Source organism: Kribbella sp. HUAS MG21 (assembly GCF_040254265.1).
GTDB lineage: Bacteria > Actinomycetota > Actinomycetes > Propionibacteriales > Kribbellaceae > Kribbella.
Window position 1 is genome coordinate 6,492,662 of the sequence record NZ_CP158165.1, and the last position, 21,834, is coordinate 6,514,495.

At 70.2% G+C, this 21,834-nt stretch carries 21 protein-coding genes and 1 tRNA gene; 12 read left to right on the forward strand and 10 right to left on the reverse strand.

The features are described from left to right. Positions 1-3: 3 nt before the first annotated feature. A complete protein-coding gene (locus ABN611_RS31325) occupies positions 4-3,297 on the reverse strand; it encodes a LamG-like jellyroll fold domain-containing protein (protein ID WP_350275877.1) in 3,294 nt (1,097 codons plus the stop codon). Between the two features lie 323 nt (positions 3,298-3,620). On the opposite strand from ABN611_RS31325, the gene ABN611_RS31330 reads away from it, so the two are divergent. Genes ABN611_RS31330 through ABN611_RS31340 form a run of 3 tightly spaced genes read left to right on the forward strand, consistent with a single transcriptional unit; the run spans position 3,621 to position 6,585 of the window. Continuing rightward, on the forward strand, positions 3,621-4,277 hold the full coding sequence (locus ABN611_RS31330) for a response regulator transcription factor (RefSeq protein WP_350275878.1): 657 nt from the start codon (positions 3,621-3,623) through the stop codon (positions 4,275-4,277). Further along, positions 4,274-5,650 (forward strand): HAMP domain-containing sensor histidine kinase, encoded by a 1,377-nt coding sequence (locus tag ABN611_RS31335; protein WP_350275879.1) that lies wholly within the window; start codon positions 4,274-4,276, stop codon positions 5,648-5,650. The genes ABN611_RS31330 and ABN611_RS31335 overlap by 4 nt, the downstream gene beginning before the upstream one ends. After that, the gene (locus ABN611_RS31340) at positions 5,647-6,585 is read left to right on the forward strand and encodes a TAXI family TRAP transporter solute-binding subunit (RefSeq protein ID WP_350275880.1); all 939 of its coding nucleotides are present in this window, start codon (positions 5,647-5,649) and stop codon (positions 6,583-6,585) included. The genes ABN611_RS31335 and ABN611_RS31340 overlap by 4 nt, the downstream gene beginning before the upstream one ends. 664 nt (positions 6,586-7,249) lie before the next feature. On the opposite strand, the gene ABN611_RS31345 is transcribed toward ABN611_RS31340, so the two are convergent. Continuing rightward, positions 7,250-7,335: transfer RNA gene (locus ABN611_RS31345), tRNA-Leu, on the reverse strand. Between the two features lie 152 nt (positions 7,336-7,487). On the opposite strand from ABN611_RS31345, the gene ABN611_RS31350 reads away from it, so the two are divergent. The 5 genes from ABN611_RS31350 to ABN611_RS31370 all read left to right on the forward strand — a co-directional run bounded on the left by ABN611_RS31350 (position 7,488) and on the right by ABN611_RS31370 (position 11,185). Beyond that, complete coding sequence (locus tag ABN611_RS31350; RefSeq protein WP_350275881.1) at positions 7,488-8,297, forward strand: maleylpyruvate isomerase family mycothiol-dependent enzyme; 810 nt, start codon at positions 7,488-7,490, stop codon at positions 8,295-8,297. Positions 8,298-8,307: 10 nt separating this feature from the next. Further along, positions 8,308-8,796 carry a VOC family protein gene (locus ABN611_RS31355; RefSeq protein ID WP_350275882.1) on the forward strand — a complete coding sequence of 163 codons (489 nt, stop codon included), beginning with the start codon at positions 8,308-8,310 and terminating at the stop codon, positions 8,794-8,796. A 99-nt stretch (positions 8,797-8,895) separates the two neighbouring features. Next, complete coding sequence (locus tag ABN611_RS31360) at positions 8,896-9,126, forward strand: hypothetical protein (protein WP_350275883.1); 231 nt, start codon at positions 8,896-8,898, stop codon at positions 9,124-9,126. After that, positions 9,123-9,470: a metalloregulator ArsR/SmtB family transcription factor gene (locus ABN611_RS31365; protein ID WP_350275884.1), complete on the forward strand. Its 348-nt coding sequence runs from the start codon at positions 9,123-9,125 to the stop codon at positions 9,468-9,470. Before ABN611_RS31360 ends, ABN611_RS31365 begins: the two co-directional genes overlap by 4 nt. Further along, positions 9,467-11,185 (forward strand): SulP family inorganic anion transporter, encoded by a 1,719-nt coding sequence (locus ABN611_RS31370; protein WP_350275885.1) that lies wholly within the window; start codon positions 9,467-9,469, stop codon positions 11,183-11,185. The genes ABN611_RS31365 and ABN611_RS31370 overlap by 4 nt, the downstream gene beginning before the upstream one ends. Before the next feature lie 25 nt (positions 11,186-11,210). Here the strand turns inward: ABN611_RS31370 and ABN611_RS31375 are convergent, their stop codons facing one another. Continuing rightward, positions 11,211-11,822: an alpha/beta hydrolase gene (locus ABN611_RS31375; protein WP_350275886.1), complete on the reverse strand. Its 612-nt coding sequence runs from the start codon at positions 11,820-11,822 to the stop codon at positions 11,211-11,213. Then, on the reverse strand, positions 11,819-12,013 hold the full coding sequence (locus ABN611_RS31380) for a hypothetical protein (RefSeq protein WP_350275887.1): 195 nt from the start codon (positions 12,011-12,013) through the stop codon (positions 11,819-11,821). The genes ABN611_RS31375 and ABN611_RS31380 overlap by 4 nt, the downstream gene beginning before the upstream one ends. Positions 12,014-12,084: 71 nt before the next feature. Between ABN611_RS31380 and ABN611_RS31385 the strand changes: the two genes are divergently transcribed. Beyond that, positions 12,085-13,410, forward strand: coding sequence for a M20/M25/M40 family metallo-hydrolase (locus ABN611_RS31385; RefSeq protein ID WP_350275888.1), 1,326 nt, complete (start codon positions 12,085-12,087; stop codon positions 13,408-13,410). A gap of 6 nt (positions 13,411-13,416) precedes the next feature. On the opposite strand, the gene ABN611_RS31390 is transcribed toward ABN611_RS31385, so the two are convergent. The 4 genes from ABN611_RS31390 to ABN611_RS31405 are packed head-to-tail and all read right to left on the reverse strand — an operon-like array spanning position 13,417 to position 17,902. Then, on the reverse strand, positions 13,417-13,692 hold the full coding sequence (locus ABN611_RS31390; RefSeq protein ID WP_350275889.1) for a DUF1876 domain-containing protein: 276 nt from the start codon (positions 13,690-13,692) through the stop codon (positions 13,417-13,419). A gap of 26 nt (positions 13,693-13,718) precedes the next feature. Then, positions 13,719-16,325 (reverse strand): glycosyl hydrolase, encoded by a 2,607-nt coding sequence (locus tag ABN611_RS31395; RefSeq protein WP_350275890.1) that lies wholly within the window; start codon positions 16,323-16,325, stop codon positions 13,719-13,721. Between the two features lie 33 nt (positions 16,326-16,358). Next, positions 16,359-17,000, reverse strand: a complete 642-nt coding sequence (locus ABN611_RS31400; protein WP_350275891.1) for a lysoplasmalogenase — start codon at positions 16,998-17,000, stop codon at positions 16,359-16,361. A gap of 41 nt (positions 17,001-17,041) precedes the next feature. Then, positions 17,042-17,902 carry a LysR family transcriptional regulator gene (locus ABN611_RS31405; protein WP_350275892.1) on the reverse strand — a complete coding sequence of 287 codons (861 nt, stop codon included), beginning with the start codon at positions 17,900-17,902 and terminating at the stop codon, positions 17,042-17,044. Between the two features lie 73 nt (positions 17,903-17,975). Here ABN611_RS31405 and ABN611_RS31410 point away from each other — a divergent pair, with 73 nt between their 5' ends. The 3 genes from ABN611_RS31410 to ABN611_RS31420 are packed head-to-tail and all read left to right on the forward strand — an operon-like array spanning position 17,976 to position 20,675. Beyond that, complete coding sequence (locus ABN611_RS31410) at positions 17,976-19,193, forward strand: MFS transporter (protein ID WP_350275893.1); 1,218 nt, start codon at positions 17,976-17,978, stop codon at positions 19,191-19,193. An 11-nt stretch (positions 19,194-19,204) separates the two neighbouring features. Then, positions 19,205-19,636: an ester cyclase gene (locus tag ABN611_RS31415; protein ID WP_350275894.1), complete on the forward strand. Its 432-nt coding sequence runs from the start codon at positions 19,205-19,207 to the stop codon at positions 19,634-19,636. Between the two features lie 10 nt (positions 19,637-19,646). Beyond that, positions 19,647-20,675: a GAF domain-containing protein gene (locus ABN611_RS31420; protein ID WP_350275895.1), complete on the forward strand. Its 1,029-nt coding sequence runs from the start codon at positions 19,647-19,649 to the stop codon at positions 20,673-20,675. Here the strand turns inward: ABN611_RS31420 and ABN611_RS31425 are convergent. Then, positions 20,650-20,835, reverse strand: coding sequence for a DUF5703 family protein (locus ABN611_RS31425; RefSeq protein ID WP_130385444.1), 186 nt, complete (start codon positions 20,833-20,835; stop codon positions 20,650-20,652). The genes ABN611_RS31420 and ABN611_RS31425 overlap by 26 nt on opposite strands. 21 nt (positions 20,836-20,856) lie before the next feature. After that, positions 20,857-21,798: an aldo/keto reductase gene (locus tag ABN611_RS31430; RefSeq protein WP_350275896.1), complete on the reverse strand. Its 942-nt coding sequence runs from the start codon at positions 21,796-21,798 to the stop codon at positions 20,857-20,859. Positions 21,799-21,834 lie beyond the last annotated feature (36 nt).

The following is a 21,834-nucleotide window of genomic DNA, read 5'->3' on the forward strand; positions in this document are numbered from 1 at the left end:
GGGTCACAGCTGGGACGGCAAGTACAGGTCGGCGATCTGCTGATCCGAGAGCACACCGGAGTACATCTGGACGTCGTCGATGGCGCCGCTGAAGAAGCCACCGAGGCCGGACGCCGATGTCCATCCCGCTCCGAAGCGTGCCGCCCCGGCCGCGTTCCACGCACTGCGGTGATACGTCTCGGCCACGAACTGGCCGCCGACGTACAGCCGCAGTGCCTGATCCTTCGCGTCGTACACCCCGGCGACGTGCGTCCACCGGCCGGTCACCGGCTCGTCGAACGGGCCGACCGCCGTGTGTACCTCCGCCACCGCCGAGTCCGCGACCGGCATCGCCACCGACCAGCGGTAACCGCCGTACAGGTCGTCCCAGACGTATCCCAGGCTGAAACCGCTCACCTGCGAGCCGTCCTGACTGATCACGACCTCGTTCTTGCCGACCGCGGACGGCTTCACCCAGGCGGCCACCGTGAAGCTGCCGTCGGTGCGGACCGCCGGCCCGGACGCCGTCAGCACACCGGTGGTGCCGTTCAGCTGCACCGCGTTGCCGGTCTTGCCGGCCACGCGTGACACACCGCTGGCCGACCAACTGGCGGGATGCGCCCCGGCGGTGTCCCCGGCCGTCGTGCCTGAGCTCTCGTCCATCAGCCACTGACCGTCGCGCCGGGCCACCTGCTGGATCTCGCCCGGCAGCAACACCCGGTTGTACACCTGCAGCTGGTCCACGTCTCCCGGCCAGTACTCGCCGTAGACGCCGTTGACCTTCGACCGCCCGATCTGGAACGAACCGGCCGCACTCCACGGCGTGGTGTACGCCGTGGTGGCCTCGAGAACACCGTTGACGTAAAGCCGGAGCTGGGCGTTCGGCGCGTCGTACACACCGGTCAGGTGGACCCACCTGCCGTCTGCCGCGGGCACCGTGCTGGAGATCGCCCGGACGTAGGTCGGCGAGGCGACGTCGGCCGAGGTGCGGTTGAAGATCCACCGCCGATAGGAGCTCGAGTAGTACAACGTGAAGGCGCCGGCCTGGTTCCCGACCTGGGTGGCGATCACCGAGTTGCGCGACGTGTCGGTCAGCCGCACCCAGGCCGACACGGACAACGAGCTCAGCGTGTTGACCACCGCCCCGCTCGTCGCCGCGTACCCCGTGGTGCCGTTGAGCGTCAGGGCACCGCCTTGCCGGCCGTCGCCCCAGGACGCGCCGCCGCCCAGGGAGGCGTTGTGCCGTCCCGGCGCGGAGTCGACCGCCACCGTGCCGTCACCGGTCTCGTCGAGCCCCCAGTCCGCGACCGGGCCCGGCGCCGGGCCCGCGTAGAACACCGCCGTCACCACCGCGGAACGGTTGCCCCCGGCATCGACCGAGCGGACGTGCACCCAGTTCACGTACCGATCCGGCACGACCGAGACGGTCACCTCGCCACCCGGCGCCGACGGCGTCGCGGTCAGGTTCAGCGCGGTCGAGGTCCCGTTCAGGGCGTACTCGTACCTGACGACGTCGGACTCCCCGTTCGCGCCGAACGTCACCGGCAGGCTCGTCCCCATCACCGCGTCGCCGGCTCCGTTGTCCGGGAACCCCGACGACACCGCCGTCGGCGCCTCAGGTACGTCGGCATCCACGGCGAACTCACACCACGGACTCCAGGCGCTGACGTCGATGCCGTCCTCGGCCCGTACCCGCCACTTGCCGACCGCACCGTTGCCGAAGGCGCCCGACGGAACAGAGGTCGCCACAACCGTCGGCGTCGCACCCGCGACGGTCGGCGAGACGTACTCCCCGACAGGGGCCGAGCCGTCGAGCGTCCACCACTCGAAGCGCGCCTGGACCGAGTTGTCGGCGTCCTGAAGAGTTGCTCGAAGCGTCGGCGTCACCGTGGACACGACCAGCCGATCGGGGCCTGTCACACACGACGCCGAGCCTTCCGTGGTGAGGTTGGCCGGGTTGTCAGGAATCGTGTTGTAGTCGATGGTGATGCTCGGGTTGCTGGCGAACTTCTTCCACGAGTACGAATCGTTGTGGCTCTCGGCCCACGTCGACGCCCGAAGTCCCTGCGTGACGTTGGACCAGCCGTTGGCCGCGGCGTTGGTGACCTGGCTGGTGACGTTGAACTCGACCCCGCCGGCCGGGCAACTGGACGACGAAAAGCCCTTCGCGAAGCTCTTCTTCTCCATCTGGTACGCCCAGGTCGGCTGGTTCTTCCAGGTCGTCGCCGAGGAGATCGGGTTGGTCGCCCACACCTGCACCTCGCGCACCGTGCACGACCACGACCAGCTCGCGGTGGTCTGCAGCGTGGCCTTGAGGATGTGCTTGTACTTCACGCCGCTGGTGTCGAACTGGAAGAACGAGCGGGTGCGCTTCTGGTCCGTGCCGTCGTAGCCCACCCGGGCGACCTTCTCCGAGGTTCCGAGGTTCGCGCCGTTGTAGAACGACGTGGTCGGGTAGTTGCTCCACACCTGGGTCCAGGCCTGCTTGACGCCGGACCACGATGGGTCGATGTAGACCGGGAACCGGGTGGTCTTGCCGGTCAGGAACGCCCGATCCGGTACGAGAGACAGCTGATCCCCGGCGACCCGGGCGCCGACGGCCGTGACCCGGCCACCGGGCTGTGCCGCGGACCCGTGACCGGAGGAGTCCCACATGTACGGCGCGGGTCCGCTGAACACGACCGCGCCGGCCCGATCCGTCGCGGTCAAACCGGCCGCCGTGGCCTGAACCGCCAGACCCTTGGCTGTCAGGCGATACGGCAGCGATCCGAGTGCCGGGTTCGCCGCGGCCGCCGCGTTCTTGACCACGAGGATCTGCGACAGACCGGTGGTCGAGGCAGTCAGGACGAGGTCGACACCGGGAAAGACCTCCGGGTAGGTTGCGGTGTCGCCGGACAACACCGGCTGGGGGAGTCGGCCCGGCCAGCCGACGGCCAGCTCACGGCCGTCCCGGCGAAGTCGTACCAGAGGCGTCTCGCCGCCGCCGGAGAACGCCAGATCGAGCGGGCTCGCGACCGGCGCTACCGTTCCGTCGGCTCTGGCCCGCAACGTCATATCCACCGGCACCCACCCGGACGACCCGCGTACCCGTACCGGCAGCGCCGACTCGTGCCGGGTGTACGAACCGTCCGGATTGGCGAACACCTGCCCTGTCTCGGTGGTCAGCGTGTCGACCTCGACCCGGCGCCCAGTCCTGGCGGCGACCTCGCGCGCCTGCGCTTCGCCCAACACCGTCGAGGCTTCGTCCGACAGCGTCGCGGAAGCAGCCGGCGTCGAAGCGACGACGACCAGACAACTCCCGAGGAGAGCGAGGACCACGCACCACGCCTTTGGCAAACGGGACCGGTGCCGCGAACCGTGGGCTCCGGCAACACGACGGCGACGAGACAGAGTGGACTTGCCTGGCATGACGGCCTCCACGGCGACGAAGGACTGGCTCCTCCGTGTCAAGGAACACGGTCCGGCACTGTCGCGTCCACGAAGTCGCCCACGATCCTGCGCGTATCGACAACAGACGTGCGCGTGAGCCGTCAAGCGATTGTTCTCAAGGCCACGTAAGGATTCGGCGCTCGGGGTTGTACTGTGCGGCGGTTGTCACGACCCTGCTCGCAGGACGCCCACCAGGAGAACAGGATGACGTCATGCGGATACTGATCGCCGAGGACGACGACAGCGTCGGTGAGGCGCTGGTCGACGTCCTCGGCGCGCATGGTCACCAACCGAGCCGGGTCTCCAGAGGCGCCGACGTGCTTCTTCGGCACAGCTGGGCCGATGTCGTGTTGCTGGACCTCGGCCTGCCCGACGGAGATGGGCTGGACGTGCTGCGAAAGCTGCGCCAGGTCAGCGAGGTACCGCTGCTGGTCGTCACCGCGCGCGGTGACGAGCGGTCAGTGGTGCGCGGCCTGCGGCTCGGCGCGGACGACTATCTGGTGAAGCCCGTGCGGTTGGGCGAACTGCTGGCCCGGATCGACGTAGTGGTCACCCGTCGCGCCCGGAGCTCCGTGCCGGCCGGAGTGGTCGAGGTGGATGACGTCGTGATCGACCTGACCGCGCGACGCGTCCGGGCCGGCGAGCGGGAGATCACGCTGACTCCGAAGGAGTTCGATCTGCTCGGGGCGCTGGCGCGCCGAGCAGGTGCCGCGGTGAGCCGCGAGGTGATCCTCGACGAGCTGTGGGGCGACGCTTTCCTGGCCAGCTCGCGGGCGCTCGACGTCCATCTTGCCCAGCTCCGCGTCAAACTCTCCAGACCCGGCCTGATCACCACCATCCGCGGTTTCGGATACCGGCTCGGCGCATGAGAACGCGAGTTTCGATCGTGCTGACGGTCTTCTCCCTCGTCGCAGTCGCCGGATTGGTTCTGCCGCTCCTCGCGACCACCTCGCAGGCCCGCACGCAGGCGCTGTTGCTCAGCCGCGTCGCAACGCTCGACCAGCTCGCTGCACTGGCCCGGCAGGTGAAGGATGCCGGCGACCTGGCCACCGTGCAGGCGGAAGCATCCCGGATGACCGAGGTGTACGGCGAAGACCTGCTGCTGGTGGGCCCGAGTGGACGCCGTGTCATGTCCACCGGCTCGCTGGACCTCGACGATCCGGGTGTGCGAGAGACCCTGGCCTCCGCGTCGCGGAACCTTGCGCAGACGACCCTCGACCCGGTTCGGCCGTGGAGCGAGCAACGGCATCTGCTGGCCCGTCCGGTCGGCACCCCCCATGAGTTGGCCGGCGCGGTCGTGCTGCGCGTCGACGCCGGCCGGGCGATCGCCGGCGTACGTCGCGACTGGGCCCTGATCGTGACCGGGGCGATCGCCGCCGAGCTGCTCCTCCTCGGCCTGGCGCTCCTGCTCACCCGCTGGGTGGTCCGTCCGGTACGGCGGCTCGAGGAGGCCGTCGTCGGCCTTGCCGCGACGCCAACGGCGGGCCCGGCTGTCATGCTGTCCGGCCCGCCGGAGCTGCGCCATCTGACCCGATCGTTCGCGGACATGGCAGCCACGCTCACACGGTCCCTGGAGATGCAGCGCCGGATGGTGGCCGATTCATCGCACCAGCTGCGGAACCCGCTGGCGGCCGTCCGCCTCCGGCTCGACGCCCTGGCCGCGGAGCTGCGCGATCCGTCCAGCCCGCGGTTCGCCGGCATCCAGCAGGACCTCGATCGGCTCGAAGCGCTGCTCAACGATCTGCTGAGGCTTGCCGAGGCCGAGAGCCGGCGCCCGGATGCCGTGGCCGGTCAGTCGGTGGTGTCCGAGGTGCTGCCCGGTGAAGTGGGAGCATGGCGGCTGCTCGCTGCCGAAAACGGTGTCGACCTGGCAGCCGATCTCGCCGTCGTACCGCCGGTGGCGGTCAGCGAAACCGACCTACGACAGATCGTCGGCGCTCTCGTCGACAATGCGATCAAGTACGCCGGCGCCGGAGCGCGGGTGATCGTCCGGATCGAGCAGTCCGGCGCGGACGGCGTACGGCTGAGTGTCGTCGACGACGGGCCAGGGCTTCCCCAGGAGCAACGTGAGTTGGCATCGCAGCGGTTCTGGCGCGCCGAGCAACACCAGTCGTCGCGAGGCAGCGGACTCGGTTTGGCGATCGTCGACCAACTGGTGAGCGGCGCCGGCGGGACGCTCACGATCGAGGCGGTGACGCCGCACGGCCTGGCGGTTCACGTCGACCTGCGGACGGCGACATGAGCGGCCAAGCCATCCTGCCCTTGTCCCGGCGGGCGCTGCTGGCCGCCGGACTGGCGTCGGTCGTCGGTAGCTGCAGCTCTGACCGCCCCCTCGTGGATCGGCTGGTGGTGGCCGGCGGCGAGCGTGGCGGGTTCTATCTGGAGTTCGCACAGCTCCTCGCCACGCAACTGACGGCCGCGAAGGTCGCCCGGGCCGTCGAGGTGCGGTCGACCGAGGGCAGCCTGCAGAACCTCGAGCTCCTGCGTCTCGGGCAAGCAGACCTGGCACTCTGCCTCGCCGATGCCGCGGCGCAGTCCGGCGAGGTTGTCGCCCTCGGCAGGGTGTACGAGAACTACTTGCAGTGCGTGGTCCGCTCGGCCGGACCCGTCCGCCAGTTGCCTGACCTGGCCGGCCGGCGGATTTCCTCCGGGCCACCGGGTGCCGGCGCCGCGCTGACCACGAACCGGCTCCTGATCGCAGCCGGCATGCACGCCGAGCGTGGCCCCGTGATCGCCAACCTCCGTCTGTCGGACGCCGCTGACGCGCTTGCCACCGGACGGATCGACGCGATGTTCTGGTCCGGTGGGGTACCGACCCGGCGGCTGTCAGAGCTTTCCGCTCAGGTGCCCATCCGCCTGCTGTCTCTCGATCGCTGGCTGTCCACGCTGCGCACGGCGTACGGCGTGGTCTACCAGCGGGCGCAGATCCCGGCCGGCACCTACAGCGGTGTCCAACAGGTCAGCACGATCGGCGTACCGAACCTGCTGATCTGCCGACCTGGAGTCCCCCGTGCGGTCGCGTCGAAGATCGTCGACGTGCTCGTCAAGCGTGCAGGGGGGCTGGTGCCGGCCGCCGCGGCCGGCGCACACTACCTTGATCCGAACTCACTCATCGGTACCAGCCCGTTGAAGCTCCACCCGGGCGCGGCCGAGCGCTACCGCACCGTCCACGGCTGAAGTCCGCGGACGCTCGGGCGGCCTTCTTGGTCGAGGCGTACGACTATGTGCTTGTCCGATCGTTCGTCGGCGTGTGGATGGTGGGAACGCCAGTGGTAGCCGCGGCTGTCTTGTCGTGCGGTCGCCCGATACCGGTGCCGGAGGTGTCCCAGTGCGACGAGGCTTATCAACAGACGTCGTGGCCGCCAGCCCGGTCGGCGGCCCAACCATTAGCTTCCATCGGGCTGGCGGGCGCGCGCCCGCCCCAAATCGGCTGGTGCCTCGCGACTCAATTGAGGCCAGTCCTGATGCTGGCCGTCTCGCACTCCACGGACACCCAGTCGTGCCCCCAGGACGCGTGTCGACCACCTGATCTGGTGGTCGTGGGTTTCTACAAGGGCGCACCGATTCGTTCGATCGTCGCGGGGTCGAGAACTAGTTTCGTCTCAGCTATCACGTCCCCGGGATCTGCGACCTTGGCTCGGCACGAAAAGCACACACGACGTGACCGCGCTGTCTTGGAGGGGCGCCAGAGGATTCGGCGCCATGAAGACGGTGCTGGATCAGGCGGATCGAGCGGATCTGGCTGTGCTGTACGGGACCCTGGCCCTGGAGGTGTCCTATAACCACAAAACGCGGGTGGCTGATGTTTCCATCAGTCCAACTCCGCGTGTGGTTAGCCTCGTGTCCGAGGGGGGACTTGAACCCCCACGCCCTAAAACGGGCACTAGCACCTCAAGCTAGCGCGTCTGCCTATTCCGCCACCCGGACGAGTGGTCTGCACCGTCTGTGGTGCCGACCGGAGAACAGTAGCAAACTCCAGGGGTGGAATTCACATCGGGGCGCCGGGGTGGTGACGGCGAGGTGGCAGCGGCGTAGTTTGAAATTCAAACAGTGGCCTCTGGGGTGGAGGTGAGGGCGTCGTGGACGCGTGGAACGGCATGTCGTACGAGGGCAAGGAGACGATGCTCCGGGTGGTGCGGCAGGAGGCGGAGCTGTTCTTCGGGATGGTGGAACGGGACGGTGCCTGGGAGGCGCCGACCGGTGCCGGGCACTGGGAAGTTCGGGATGTGGTGGCACATCTCACGGACACGACCGAGTCGTACTTCGTGGCGTTCGACGCGGCGCGGTCGCACGCGGAGGTGCCCGCGGCGTACGGGCTGCCGGGAATGGCTGAGCGGGTCGACAGGCAGGCGCTGGCGCTCCGGAGCGTGCCGCAGGACGAGTTGGTCGAGCGGTTGCGGACCGACTTCGACAAGATGATGGGGATCTTCGACGCGCTCGGGCCGGACGACTGGGCCGGGTTCACGGTGCCGCATTTCTACATGGGGCCGCTGCCGGCGTTCTTCTACCCGGCGTTCCAGCTGATGGACTACGGCGTCCACTCCTGGGACATCCGCCAGGGCACCGGTCGCGCGCACGGGCTGTCGGGGGAGGCGGCCGATCTGCTCGTACCGTTCATGTTCGTGCTCTGGAAGTACACGACCGGGGCCAAGGACGCGTGCGAGCTCGGTATCCGGATCACCAGCGGCCCGAACGCGGGCGACACGCGGGTCACTGTCGGCCCGGACGGCATGGACTACGCGGCGGGAGACATCGGCGAGCTGCCGGCGGTCATCGAGTTCGACCCGGGCAGTTTCGTGCTGACCGCGTTCGGCCGCAGTAACGCCGGTACGATCCGCGGCGACAGAACCGTCGCCGACCGGTACCTGAACCTGTTCTTCCGGATCTGAGGGGGAGTGGATGACCGACATCGACCTGTCCACGATCGAAACCGAGCGGGACCGGATCAGGTCGGCGTACCTGAAGCCCGGCGGTACGTCGACGGCGCGTGGGCTGCATCACACTGCGTTACTGTGTTCGGACGTCGAGCGGACCGTGCGGTTCTACCAGGAGGTGCTCGGGTTCCCGCTGACCGAGATGGTGGGGAACCGGGACTACGCGGGCTCGACGCACTTCTTCTTCGACATCGGGAACGGGAACCTGCTCGCGTTCTTCGACTTCCCGGGGCTCGATCTCGGGCCGTACGCCGAAGTGCTCGGCGGCCTGCACCATCTGGCGATCTCCGTCGAGCCGGAGCGCTGGGAGGAGCTCAAGGCGAGCCTGGCCGAGCACGGCGTCGAGTTCCAGGAGGAGAGCGGTACGTCGGTCTACTTCCGCGACCCCGACGGCGCCCGGATCGAACTGATCGCCGACCCGCTCGGCGAGATGTACGGCCTCAAGGTCCTCTGACCCCGAGCGGCTGTGCGGCAGGCGCTCGGCACGTTGATGAGTTGCAAAATTCTTCAATTCACTACATCATCATGCTGAGGCGCGAGAGTGGGAGTGCTGGTGGAGACGAGTGAGTTCGCGGCGGAGCTGCGGCACCGGGTCCGGGTGGCGATTCGGGCGCTGGACGCGGCCCAGGTCGAGGGGGACGGCTACGCGGTGGACATCCGCGCCGGCGAGCTCGAAAGTCTGCGGAGAATCGCCAGGGAGAACGGCGTCACGCTCGACGACGAGAGCGACAACGACGGCGACAACGACGGCAACGACGGCAACGGGCAGGCTGGTGTTCGATGACTGCGCCGGTTCCGCTCTATCAGGCGAAGGCCGAGTTCTTCCGGATTCTGGGGCATCCGGTGCGGATCCGGGTGCTGGAGTTGCTCCAGGACGGTCCGCGGCCGGTGCGGGATCTGCTGGCCGAGATCGGCATCGAGGCGTCCAGCTTGTCGCAGCAGCTGGCGGTCCTGCGCCGGTACGGCATCGTGACCTCGCGGCGTGAGGGGTCGAGTGTGGTCTACGAGCTCGCGGGTGGCGATGTCGCGGAGCTGTTGCGGACCGCGCGCCGGATCCTCACCGAGCTGTTGACGGGCCAGAGCGAGTTGCTGGCCGAACTGCGCGACGCCGAGGCAGTCGGTCGGTGAGTACTGCGTCCCGCGTCCGGCAGCGGACGCTGTCGCTGCTTCCTGCCCGCGCCGACCTGGCCGCCATGGCACATCAGCCGCGCCGCGACCTGGTGGCCGGGCTCACCGTGGCGATCGTCGCGCTGCCGCTCGCGCTCGGCTTCGGCATCTCCTCAGGCCTCGGCGCGGCGGCGGGGTTGACGACCGCGGTCGTGGCCGGCGCGTTGGCGGCGTTCTTCGGTGGATCCAGTCTGCAGGTATCAGGTCCGACGGGTGCGATGACCGTCGTACTGGTGCCGATCATGCACGAACACGGCGCTTCGGGTGTGCTCACGGTGGGAGTCCTGGCCGGTCTGATCCTGGTTGGTCTCGCGATCGCCCGGGCGGGCCGCTACATGGCGTTCGTTCCCGCGTCGGTGGTCGAGGGTTTCACGGTGGGTATCGCGTGCGTGATCGGTCTGCAGCAGCTGCCCGCCGCACTCGGTGTGCCGACACCGGACGGCGATCAGGTCGCCGTCGTCGCGGCGCGGGCTGTCGCGGGCTTTGCCGCGCACCCGAACTGGGCCGCCGTGGCGGTCGCCGTACTCGTCGCGGTGATCATCCTGGTCGGCGCCCGGATTCGGCCGGTGGTGCCGTTCTCGATTCTCGCGGTCACGGCTGCCACCGCCGTCGTCGAGATCGCAGGGCTCGACGTCGCGCGGATCGGGGAGCTGCCCAGCGGCCTCGCCGCGCCGTCGCTGGCGTTCCTCGATCTCGCGACGCTCGGGTCGCTGGCCGGCGCTGCGCTGGCGGTCGCCGCGCTCGCCGCGCTCGAGTCACTGCTGTCGGCGGCCGTTGCCGATGGCATGGGAGTCAACCACCGGCACGACCCGGATCGCGAACTGTTCGGCCAGGGCCTGGCGAACCTGGTCACCCCGCTGTTCGGCGGTGTGCCGGCCACCGGCGCCATCGCGCGGACCGCTGTCAACGTCCGGTCCGGCGCGGGATCGCGACTGGCCGCGCTCGTGCACGCCGCCGTACTCGCCGCGATCGTCTACACGGCGGCACCGCTGGTCGGGAGGATTCCGCTCGCGGCGCTGGCCGGGGTGCTGCTCGCCACCTCGGTGCGGATGGTCGAGGTCGGGTCCATCCGCGCGATGGCTCGCGCCACCCGGTCGGACGCCATCGTGCTGACGCTGACCGCTGTCGCCACCCTCGCGCTGGACCTGGTCAAGGCTGTGCTCATCGGCCTCGTCGTCGCCGGCGCGCTCGCACTTCGAGCGGTCGCCCGGGCCGCTCGCCTGCGGCAGATGCCGCTGCACCCCGATCTGCCCGGCGACCACACGGCAGAAGAAAGGGCCTTGCTGGATCAGCACATCGTCGCCTACCGCATCGACGGGCCGCTGCTGTTCGCCGCGCACCGGTTCCTGCTGGAGTTGTCGGAGGTCGCGCACGTGTCGGTGGTCATCCTGCGGATGTCGGCCGTCAGCGCGATCGACGCCAGCGGTGCCCTGGTGCTCAAGGACGTGATCGAGAAGCTTCAGCACCGCGGCATCACGGTCCTCGTCTCCGGCATCCTCCCGGACCATCACCGAACGCTGGACGCCCTCGACGTCATCGACGACCTCCGCAAGAGCGGCCACGTCTTCGCGAGCACGCCCGAGGCGATCGGTGCCGCGCGACTCCACCTCCACGACGCGGGCGTCATACAAACCCCCGAGTCGCTCGCCACCGACAGGACACCACCGGCCGCCTGACCGCCGGCGCCGCGGATCGGCCGCTTCAGGTGCGGGGGAGGGTGTCGAGGAACCAGTTGCGGGCCAGTTCGGCGACCTGCTCCAGGGCACCGGGCTCCGGGAACAGGTGTGTCGCGCCGGCGACGATCTCGAGCTGGTTGGGGCAGCGGAGCGCCTGCTGGGACTCGCGGTTGTAGCGCAGTACGTCGGTGTCGCGTTCGCCGACGATCAGGAGGGTCGGGGCCGTGACGGACGCCAGGCGCGGACCGGCCAGGTCGATTCGGCCGCCGCGGGAGACTACGGCGTGGACCTCCGTCTCGGCTGCCGACCAGAGCGCGGCCGCGCCTCCTGTACTCGCCCCGAAGTAGCCAATCGGCAATTCGACGGCGTCAGCGGCCCAGGCTCGGGTCGCAGTGAGGCGCGATGCCAGTAGCTCGATGTCGAAGACGTTGCGCCTGTCGGCGGCCTCGGCCGGTGTCAGGAGGTCGAACAGAAGCGTGCCGAGCCCGGCCTCGTTCAGGACCTTGGCGACGTACTGGTTCCGCGTGCTGTGCCGGCTGCTGTCGCTTCCGTGGGCGAAGATCACCAGGCCTGCAGCAGGAGCGGGAACCTCGAGCTCGCCCGGCAGCTGGACCCCGTCCACCTCGAGGGAACTCATGTCGGATGCTCGACCAGTGCGACCACGCGCGACGTCAGGAAGCGCGCCGTGCGGATCGGCGTGCCGGAGCGCGTCACTTCGGTCACCTCGGTGAAGTTGCGCGACGTGGTGATCTCCACCCGGCGGCCGGCCTTCGTGGCCGTGATCTCGTACGTCGCCACGCTGTTGCCCGTGTCGACGACGATCTCCACCCGGTCGCCTTTCACACTGTTCAGTTACCCGGCCGGTCATACCTCATGCGAAATGGGGGAGGATAGGCCGCATGACGACCTCCAGCGACCGCCAGTCGTACGCCGCCGACGCCGAGGTGGTGGAGCTCTGCAGTGAGCTGATCCGGATCGACACCACGAACTACGGCAACGGCAAGAGCAACGGTGAGCGGGTCGCGGCGGAGTACGTCGCCGCGAAGCTCGACGAGGTCGGGATCGAGTCGACGATCTACGAGTCGGAGCCGGGCCGCGCCACGCTGGTCGCGCACTGGGACGGCGAGGACCAGAGTGCGGACCCGCTGCTCGTGCACGGGCACCTGGACGTCGTGCCGGCGGACCCGAAGGACTGGAAGGTCGACCCGTTCGCGGGGGAGATCTTCGACGGCTGCGTGTGGGGCCGCGGCGCGGTGGACATGAAGGACTTCGACGCGATGGTGCTCTCGGTGGTGCGCGCCCGGCAGCGGGCCGGCGTGAAGCCGCGGCGGCCCGTCCGGCTGGTGTTCACCGCCGACGAGGAGGCCGGCGGCGTGTACGGCGCGCAGTGGCTGATCAACAACCACCCGGACACGATCGCGGACTGCACCGAGGGCATCGGCGAGGTCGGCGGGTTCTCGGTCACGGTCAAGGACGACCTGCGGCTGTACCTGATCGAGACCGCCGAGAAGGGCATGAACTGGATGCGCCTCAAGGCGCGCGGTACGGCGGGCCACGGCTCGATGATCAACACCGACAACGCGGTCACCGAGCTCGCCAGGGCGGTGACGCGGATCGGCGAGTACGAGTGGCCGCTGCGGGTCACGCCGACGGTCCGCGAGTTCCTGAGCACCCTCGAGGACGTGCTCGGCGTGGAGCTCGACCCCGAGGACATGACCGCGACGCTGGCCAAACTCGGCAGCTTCAGCCGGATGTTCGGCGCCACCATCCGCAACACCGCGAACCCGACGATGCTGAACGCCGGCTACAAGGTGAACGTGATCCCCGGTGACGCCGAGGCGCACGTCGACGGGCGCTTCCTGCCCGGGTACGAGGACGAGTTCTACGCGACCATCGACGAGCTGCTCGGCGACAAGGTTCGGCGCGAGACCGTGGTCACGGACATCGCGCTGGAGACCGAGTTCAGCGGCGGGCTGGTGGACGCGATGAAGGCGTGCGTACAGGCCGAGGACGCGCAGGCCCGGTTCGCGCCGCTGCTGATGTCGGGCGGTACCGACGCGAAGTCGTGGAGCCGGCTCGGCGTGCGGTGCTTCGGGTTCGTCCCGCTGCAGCTGCCGCCGGACCTGGACTTCATGGGGATGTTCCACGGCATCGACGAGCGGGTGCCGACGTCGGCGCTGGAGTTCGGGTCGCGGGTCCTCGACCGGTTCCTCGATCAGGCCTGAGGCGGCTCACCCGCGCAGGTGACTCGGCCGGTGCGTGACCTGCTCGATGTCCTCGGCCGCCGCCAGCACCAGCTGGTGGGACAGCTCGGACAGGGCCCGCGCCGCGGCGAGTTCGTCGCCGATCTGCGGCACCTCCCGGTCGTTCGGATGCCGGTACGCCGTTCCGCGCGCCGACAGCTGCTCGTCCGCGTGGGTCCGCAGGCGTGCCTCGGCCCTGGTCGTCCGCTCGTCGTTCTCCTCGTCGATGACGATGTCGACCACCCACTGTCGCACCGTTGACATCGCACTCACCTTCATCCACAGAGTTCCTACTCCGAGCGTCGTACGTCCGCGGCCGGAGCGCCAGACCGGAGCCGGATCGACGGTGGGACGAGCAGGCCGGAGTTGAGGTACGTCGCGGCGTACTCGACGTGCTGGAGGTCGAATCGCCGGCCGTGGCGCGCGGTCATGTCCGCGGCGGTGTCGAGGAGGTGCTGGTCGGCGGAGAGCGCGTTCGCGGCGGTGTTGTGGACGACGATGCGCAGGTGGTTGCGGCCCGGGCGGGCGGCGGCGGTGAGGTCGATGCGGAACGGCGGGGCCCAGAGTGAGCCGCAGTGGGTGTCGTTGAGCCAGATGTCGGCGGCGGCGCCGATCGGTGGGGTGATGAGGGCGCGGTAGGAGTTGGCCGGCAGGTGCGGCTCGCTGTCCGGCGGGACGGGTGCGCCGGGACCGAAGTCCAGGAGGATCTGTCCGCTGGTCGCCGGGAGTTCGATCTCGGTCGAGTAGGTCGCGGAGCCGGAGTACGTCGCCAGCGCCGGGTCGTCCTCCCAGCGGTGGGGGAGGCGGACCGCCCGAACGTCGTCGCCAAAGGCAACCGACCAATCGCCGAGGACTGCCTCGACCGGTTGGTCCGTCGGCTCGGGCGTCCCGGGGTGGGTGCTACCGGAAGCGGCGGGGTGGGCGCTGCAGGGCTCGGTGGGCCTGGTGGGTTCGGCGGGTTCGGTGGACCCGGTGGACCCGGTGGACCCGGTGGACCCGGTGGACCCGGTGGACCCGGTGGACCCGGTGGACCCGGTGGTCGCGGGCAGGAGGACGGCGGATTCGTACGGGTGGAGGGTGATGGTGCGGGTGACGGTTGGGGCGGCGGTGAGTGGGTTCCAGCGTTCCAGTGGGCCGTCGAGGGTGAGGGTGCGGGGCTCGGGGCCGGTGTTGGCGACGAAGTACAGGTCGCCGTTGTCGAGTCGGCGGTGCACGACGCCCACATCTGTCGGCGCAGCGAGTGGTGCGGCCGGGAGTTGGTCGGCGAGTGTTGCGACTTCGGTGATCACCTTCCCGCCGGCAGCGACCACGGCGTCCAGCCAGCCCCGGGTCTCCGCGGGCATCGTCGTCCCATCAGGTACGACGACCAACGGGACCACCGCGGGATCCACCACCGCGAGCGCGTCGTCGTCGATCAGGTCGAAGTCGAGGCCGGCCTCGCGGATGGTCCGCGGCACGCTGTCGGGGATCAGCCGCCGGACCACCCGGTACAGGTTCAGCGGCTCGGCACTGTCCGCGGCGGCGTACGCGTCCGACGCCGGGACGTAGATCTTGACCGGGCGGACCGGCGTACCTTGCTGAAGAGCCCACGACAGCCGGTGCAGCGACCGGAAGAGTGCGGGCGCGGCCGGCCACCACGGGTTGCGGTCGTCGAGCGCGCCGGCGGCGTAGAAGATCCACCCGAGCCCGGGAGCGTCCGGCGGCGAGTACGGCCAGCCGTGCCCGATCAGCTGGTTGACGCCCGACAGGAAATGCTCGTGCGCCTCGCCCTGCAGATCGAGCGGCGTCGCGCGGAACGACGGCGAATGCACCCACGTCCACGCCTCCGCCGACACGACAGAGCGTCCGTAAATCTGCGCGGCCGAGGAAGCCCAGCGAGTCTCCGGCAGCCGCGTCCACCCCCACCCCTCGCCCTCGAAGAGGTCCGCGAACCGGTAGCTGCTCATCGTCGCCGGCGGCTCGCCGTAGCTCTGGATCCGGAACGGCACGCCGTGCCCCGCCGCCCAGCTCTGGAAGACCTTGAGGAAGTTGTCCTCGTACAGCTCCGACAACGTCCGCCCGAAGTCGATCCGCAGCTGCCGCGACCCGTCGGTTTCGACCAGCAACTCGTAGAGCCGCGGCCGCAGCTCGTACCCGCGGCGTCGCGCGAACTCGTCGAAGATCGCGGCCGTCCAGTCCCCGCCGTACACCTCGAGGCTGTCGCAGAACACGGATCCGAGCAGCTCCGGCGTCGCCGCCTTCACCAGCGGTTCCGCGACGCACCGGATGTGCTCCGCCGCCGCGGCTGCCGAGTAGTGGTCCAGCGTCAGCCCCTCTGCGCCGGCAGCCGCACGCTTCACGTTCTGCCCGGTCACGCGCGACGTCGCGATCAGCACTTCGCGCGGCTGCCCACCCGCCGGGACATGGATCATCCCGTCGCTGACGGGCACCTCGGCGTACGACGACGGCGCCCCGGCCGGCCCGTCCCCGACGTACGCCGCCACGAACTCGTCACCGGGCCAGGCCGACACGATCGGTACGTCATACGCCGCGGCGCCGATCTCGCGCCGGTCCCAGTGCAGGTGCCGCGCGGCCAGGTCCGGGCCGATGTGCGGACCGCCGTACGACCATCCGCTCCCGAGGGTCAGGTCGAAGCGCAGCCCGAGCGAGCGCGCCTTCCGCGCCGCGTGGCCGACCAGGTCGAGGAACTCCGCCGAGCCGAACGGCGCGGTCACCGGGCCCATCGGGTACACGAACGCGACCTCCGCGCCGCCAAGCCCCGCCGCGGCCATGGCGTCCAGCTCGCGGTCGATCTCGTCTCGCTGGACGGATGGCCCGAACCACCACCAGCGCATCATCGGCCGGCCCTCGGGCGGCGGGTTCCGGAACTGTCGCCGGATGTCGTCGACGGTCGCCATACCGTTCACTCCATAGCGACGGCCGGCCGCGGGTCAACGCCGCTGACCACTACCGGTCAGATCGTCCTGCGCAGTGGTGACGCCCGAGCTGAGCAGGTACTGGCCGATCGCGTACGTCGACATCGTCAGCGCACCCCGCCCCGGGAAGTCCCGGCCGGCCATCCGCAGCGCGATCAGCGCGTCCGAGACGAGGAAGAACGCACCGCCGACGCCGCTGCGCGGATTGTGCCAGCGCGAGGCCACAGCGGTTGCCGTCAGCAACAAGGCGTACGCCGCGACCGGGACGCGCCGGCTGCCGAGACCGGGGGAGAGGACCGCGATGAGAGCCGCCCAGAGTGCCGCGTACGCCGCCAGCACCCGCCACGACCGCTGCGCCGGATTCCGCAGGAAGACCGCGAGATAGCAGGCATGCGCCGCCGCGAACGCCGCCATACCCGCCAGCTGAGCGTCGGTCTCCAGCAGCAGGTCACCGGCCGCCGATGCCAGCAAGGCCGCTTGAATGAGCGGAGGCGCGTCCTGCGTCCGGGACCACTGCCAGAGCGCCGGCATCAAGGTCGCCTTGCTGGCCCGCTTCAGGATCTTCGCGTCGACAGCCACGGCCGCCACGTGCACGACCGTCGCACCCCAGAACCCCGCCAGCACCCGCCGGCCCCGCACCAACTGCCTCAGGCTCATGGCCCGAGTCTGCCGGATGTGCCGGTCCGACTCGCCGCAGTTCACGACAAGTTCAACGTGGCGCGGAGCCGGGGGAGGTGGGCGATGAGGGGCTTGGGCGGGGTCGGGGTGGTGACGGCCGACAGGGTCAGGCGGTAGTGGAACGGGGCGGGGGTGAGGTGTTCGCCGGGGCGGAGTTCGGTGGCCAGGGCACTGCGGGGGACGAGGGCGAGGTGTTCGCTGCGGCGGGCCATGGCGATCGTGGTGCTGAGGGTGACCCCGCGGCGCGGGATCGCGCCCTGGGCGGCCAGGTGGCCGTGGATGTCCTCGATGCCGCGGTCGTAGGTGGAGTAGGCGACCCGGCGGTCCTTGAGAGGCCGCCGGCCGCGGCCGGGCGGGCGGGCTCCGGGTGGGACGAACAGCACGAGTTCGTCGCGGCCGACGCGGCGGGCGACCGTGCCGCGGGGCAGCGTCATCTGGTCGGCGATCGCGATGAACGCGGCGTCCATGGTGCCCTCGGCGACGCGTTCGACCAGGAAGTGGCCGTGGTCGACCTGCTGCTGGATCTCCAGGTCTGGCAGGTCCGCGTCGAGCACCGGGAACAGGATCGGCGCGAGGCTGGCGAACGTGCCGATCACGATCCGCCGGCTGACCGCGGCCGCGCGCGTGGCGTCGTACACCTCCTCGAGGTGGGCGAGGATGTGGTCCGCGCGGCGGCTGAGCTCGGCGCCGGCCGGGGTCGGACGTGCGCCGCGGGTGTCGCGCTCGAAGAGCTTCGTGCCGCAGAGCCGTTCGAGGCGGGCGAGGCGCTGGGATGCCGACGGCTGGGAGATGCGCAGTTCGCGGGCGGCGGTACCGACGGCTCCGGTGCGCGTGACCGCCTGGACCAGACGCAGGTCCTCGACCGAAGGTAATGAAGCCATAGGCAGAGCCTATGGCAAGCGGTCAACAGGCACCGGCTACCTGGCGCCCGGCAGGACGCCAAGAATCCAGGGTGTGAGAGCGAGAGCTGATGCCCTGGCCCTGCTGGTCGGCGGCGGTACGGCGGACTTCGCGTTCCGGATCGCCCAAATCGCGCTGCCGTTGGTGATCCTGCGCGAAACCGGGTCGGTCGCCGCGACCGGGTTGGTCGGAGGCGCGAGCGGCATACCTGTGTTGCTGTCGCCGTGGTGGGCGCGCAGGGCGCGGCAATGGGTGGACTCGGGGCCCCGGCTCGCGATCGTGGCGCTGGTGTCCGCGATCGCGCTGGCGTCGGTGCCCGCCGCGGCCGGGCTCGGCCTGCTCTCGCCCGGGCTGCTGATCGTCAGCGGGCTGCTCCTCGGCTGCGGCGACGCGCTCTCGAATCCGGGGCGCTCGGCCCTGCTCGCCGATACCGGCGACCGCTGGGGCGAAGGTCGCGCGGTCCTGCTGCTGACCTGGCAGGACGGCCTCCGCCGTACCGGCATGCTCCTCGGACCGTCCATCGGGGCGCTGGCGGTGTCGTCCGGCTTCACGAACGAACTGCTGTGGGTCGAGGCAGCAGCAGTCGTCGGAGCAGGCCTCCTGGCGTGCAGGGTGCCCGCGGAGCGAGCGACGAGCGGCGATGTGGCGCCGGAGATGCCCTCGATCCGGGAGAGCCTCCGCGGCCGCACCGACGTGCTCTACGGCTGGATCGCGCGCGGAACCGGCTGCGTGACGTGGTTCGCCTTCACCCTCGGCCTGTCCATCATCGGCGAGGAACGCGGCCAGCCGGGGGTCTACCTCGCCGCCGGGATGACGGGGTACGGCGTGGGCTCGCTCGTCGGCACCGCCGTGTCGTTGGCCGTCGTACGCCGTACCAAGCCCGTCGTCACCGCGGCGCTCGCGTGGGCGTGGTCCGGGCTGTGCTGGGTCGGCATGGGGGTCTGGACGACTCCGCCGGTCGTCGCGGTGATGGGCGCGCTGTCCGGCATCACGGTGGTGATCGGCATCGCGGCGATCTCGGTCCTGATCACCCAGTCGTCCGACGGCGCCCACCGCCGGGCGCTGCTCTCGGGGCAGAGCGTGGTCGTGAACGCGGGCAGCGCGGCCGGCATGCTCGCCGGCGGCCCGATCATCGGTGCGGTCGGCGCCGAGTCCACGCTGGTCGGTGCCGGGCTGGTCACGGCAATTGTGTCGCTGGCACTCCTCGTCCGGTGCAACACCTGGAGCGGAACCCCAACTAATCGGGGTAGTGATGTGGACGTGGTGCACTGACGATCGTTGGCATGACGACAACTGTGAGTACGACAGAGCGCAACAAGCAGGTGGTCCGCGAGTTCATCGACGGGCTCTTCAGCGACGGCGACCTCGGTGCTGTGGACACTTACCTGGCCGAGGACTTCGTCAATCACGACCCGCCGTTCGGGGTCACGCCGGACCGCGAGGGGATGCGGACGGCGGGGCGCCACATGCGCGCCGGGTTCCCGGACTGGCGGAGCGAGCTGCACGCGCTGATCGCCGAGGGCGACATCGTGGTCGAGCGGTTCACAGCCAGTGGGACGCACCGCGGTGAGGCGATGGGCGTGCCGGCGACCGGCCGACGGGTCACGTTGCCGGGGATCAACATCTTCCGGCTCCGCGACGGTCTGATCGTGGAGCGCTGGGGGCAGCTCGACGAGCTCGGATTTCTCCGGCAGCTCGGCGTGGTACCGGCGTAGCATCACTGACATGGGGGCGGGGGATCGCCTGGAGGTGCTGATCCGGCGCTGTTACGCGGGGCTGGACGCCGATCAGGTGCGCGCCGAGGTGCTGGCGCGGCTGCCGGGGGTGCTGACGGTCGACGCGGCGTTCTTCGCGACGGTGGATCCGGCGACGGTGCTGTTCACCTCGGCGTACGCCGACGAGCCGCTGCGGGCGGCCACCGAGCAGTTCCTGACGAACGAGTTCGGGCAGGACGACGTGAACAAGTTCGCCGTACTCGCCGGTGGGCCGGAGCCGGTGCGGTCGCTCGGGCAGGCGACGCGGGGTGAGTGGGCGAGCAGCCCGCGGTACGTCGAGGTGATGCGACCGCTCGGCCTCGGCGACGAGCTCCGAGCCGCGCTGCTGTCGAACGGCCGCTGCTGGGGAGTCCTGTGCCTGCACCGCGAAGACGCCGACTCAGGCTTCAGCGACTCCGAGATCCAACTGGTACGCCGCCTCGCACCCCACCTGGCCGAGGCCCTGCGCCGAGCGTTGCGCACGCACCCGGCCGAACCTGACAGCGTGGCTCGGGTGGGGCCCGGGGTTGTGGTGCTTGATGAAGCGTTTCGCGTGGAGTCGGTGACCGCTGAGGCGGAGTACTGGTTGGAGGAGATCGGGGCGGTGGGGGAGTTGCCGGTGGCGGTGCGGGCGGTGGCTGCTCGGAGGCACGTCGACGGACAAACCGCCCGGCTGAAGGTCAAGACCCGCCGCGGTGAGTGGCTCGAGTTGCAGGCGTCCGAGCTTGGTGAGCACGGACGTACGGCGGTGGTGATCGAGCCGGTGCCGGCCGCTGAGCTGGGGTCGTTGTTGCTCGAGCTGCACGGGCTGACGCCGGCGCAGCGCCGGGTGACCGAGTTGCTGCTGCGCGGCTACTCGACCCGGCAGATCGTCGAGCGGTTGTGCCTGTCACCGCACACCGTGCAGGAGCACGTGCGGGCGTCGTACGACAAGGTCGGCGTCGGTAGCCGACGCGAGCTGGTGAGCGTCCTGCTCAGAGGGTCCGCATCACGCGGATGATGCGGCGGCGGAGCCAGACGCGGCGGGAGCCGTCGGGGTAGCGGCGCAGCCGGGCGAGCTCCCAGCCGCCGTACTCCGCGTGCTCGGTGAGCAGCTTGCGCACCGCACCGCGGGACTCCGTCCTGGACACCTCGAACTGCTGTAGCTCGTACTCGGCCATCCACACCTCCAACTACCTGCCTCAGGAAACATCCTCCAGTGCCGCGACGATGGCGGGCGGCAATGTGAGCTCCTCCACACCCAGCACCGACTTCAGCTGCAGCGCCGTCCTGGCCCCGACGATCGCCGCCGACACGCCCGGCCGGTCCCGCACCCAGGTGAGGGCCACCTCGAGCGGGGTCCAGCCGAGCCCGTCGGCGGCGCGCGCGACTGCTTCCACGATGCCCGAAGCCCGCGCGTCGAGGTAGGGGTCGACGAACCGGGACAGATGCTGAGACGCCGCCCGCGAGTCCGCGGGGATGCCGGTGCGGTACTTCCCGGTCAGCACCCCGCGGCCGAGCGGGGACCACGCCAGGATCCCGATCCCGAGCCCGGCGGCGGCGCGGATCGCGTCCACCTCGGCGTCCCGCGCGAGCAGCGAGTACTCGACCTGGTTCGCGACCGGCACCGCACGGCCCGGCCACGCCTGCTGCCAGGTGACGGCCCGCGCGGACTTCCAGCCGGCGTAGTTCGACACACCGACGTACCGCACCTTGCCCGAGCTGACGGCGTGGTCGAGCGCCGACAGCGTCTCTTCCAGCGGTACGTCGTCCGACCAAGTGTGCAACTGCCACAGGTCGATGTGGTCCACGCCCAGCCGGCGCAGCGAGCCCTCCAGATCGCGCAGCAAGGCGCCGCGGGACGTGTCGGTGATTCGCTCGCCCCGGCGCACACTGAACCCGGCCTTGGTGGCGATCACCACGTCGTCGCGGTCCACCACGTCGCCGAGCAGCGACCCGATCAGTCGCTCGCTGTCACCGTCGCCGTACGCCGCCGCGGTGTCGATCAGCGTGCCGCCCGCGGACACGAACGCGGCCAGCTGCTCCCGCGCCTCGTGCTCGTCGGTGTCCCGGCCCCACGCCATCGTGCCCAGGCCGAGCCTGCTCACCGCGAGTCCACTGTGACCGAGATAGCGCTGTTGCATGGACCGAGCCTATTGCGGCCCGCCGACAACGGCTCG

Coding starts and splice junctions, on each gene's coding strand:
- ABN611_RS31355 (WP_350275882.1), top strand. CDS start 8,308: ATGACCGACATCGACCTGTCCACGATCGAAACCGAGCGGGACCGGATC.
- ABN611_RS31335 (WP_350275879.1), top strand. CDS start 4,274: ATGAGAACGCGAGTTTCGATCGTGCTGACGGTCTTCTCCCTCGTCGCA.
- ABN611_RS31330 (WP_350275878.1), top strand. CDS start 3,621: ATGCGGATACTGATCGCCGAGGACGACGACAGCGTCGGTGAGGCGCTG.
- ABN611_RS31395 (WP_350275890.1), bottom strand. CDS start 16,325: ATGGCGACCGTCGACGACATCCGGCGACAGTTCCGGAACCCGCCGCCC.
- ABN611_RS31415 (WP_350275894.1), top strand. CDS start 19,205: ATGACGACAACTGTGAGTACGACAGAGCGCAACAAGCAGGTGGTCCGC.
- ABN611_RS31365 (WP_350275884.1), top strand. CDS start 9,123: ATGACTGCGCCGGTTCCGCTCTATCAGGCGAAGGCCGAGTTCTTCCGG.
- ABN611_RS31400 (WP_350275891.1), bottom strand. CDS start 17,000: ATGAGCCTGAGGCAGTTGGTGCGGGGCCGGCGGGTGCTGGCGGGGTTC.
- ABN611_RS31420 (WP_350275895.1), top strand. CDS start 19,647: ATGGGGGCGGGGGATCGCCTGGAGGTGCTGATCCGGCGCTGTTACGCG.
- ABN611_RS31340 (WP_350275880.1), top strand. CDS start 5,647: ATGAGCGGCCAAGCCATCCTGCCCTTGTCCCGGCGGGCGCTGCTGGCC.
- ABN611_RS31375 (WP_350275886.1), bottom strand. CDS start 11,822: ATGAGTTCCCTCGAGGTGGACGGGGTCCAGCTGCCGGGCGAGCTCGAG.
- ABN611_RS31430 (WP_350275896.1), bottom strand. CDS start 21,798: ATGCAACAGCGCTATCTCGGTCACAGTGGACTCGCGGTGAGCAGGCTC.
- ABN611_RS31425 (WP_130385444.1), bottom strand. CDS start 20,835: ATGGCCGAGTACGAGCTACAGCAGTTCGAGGTGTCCAGGACGGAGTCC.
- ABN611_RS31385 (WP_350275888.1), top strand. CDS start 12,085: ATGACGACCTCCAGCGACCGCCAGTCGTACGCCGCCGACGCCGAGGTG.
- ABN611_RS31390 (WP_350275889.1), bottom strand. CDS start 13,692: ATGTCAACGGTGCGACAGTGGGTGGTCGACATCGTCATCGACGAGGAG.
- ABN611_RS31405 (WP_350275892.1), bottom strand. CDS start 17,902: ATGGCTTCATTACCTTCGGTCGAGGACCTGCGTCTGGTCCAGGCGGTC.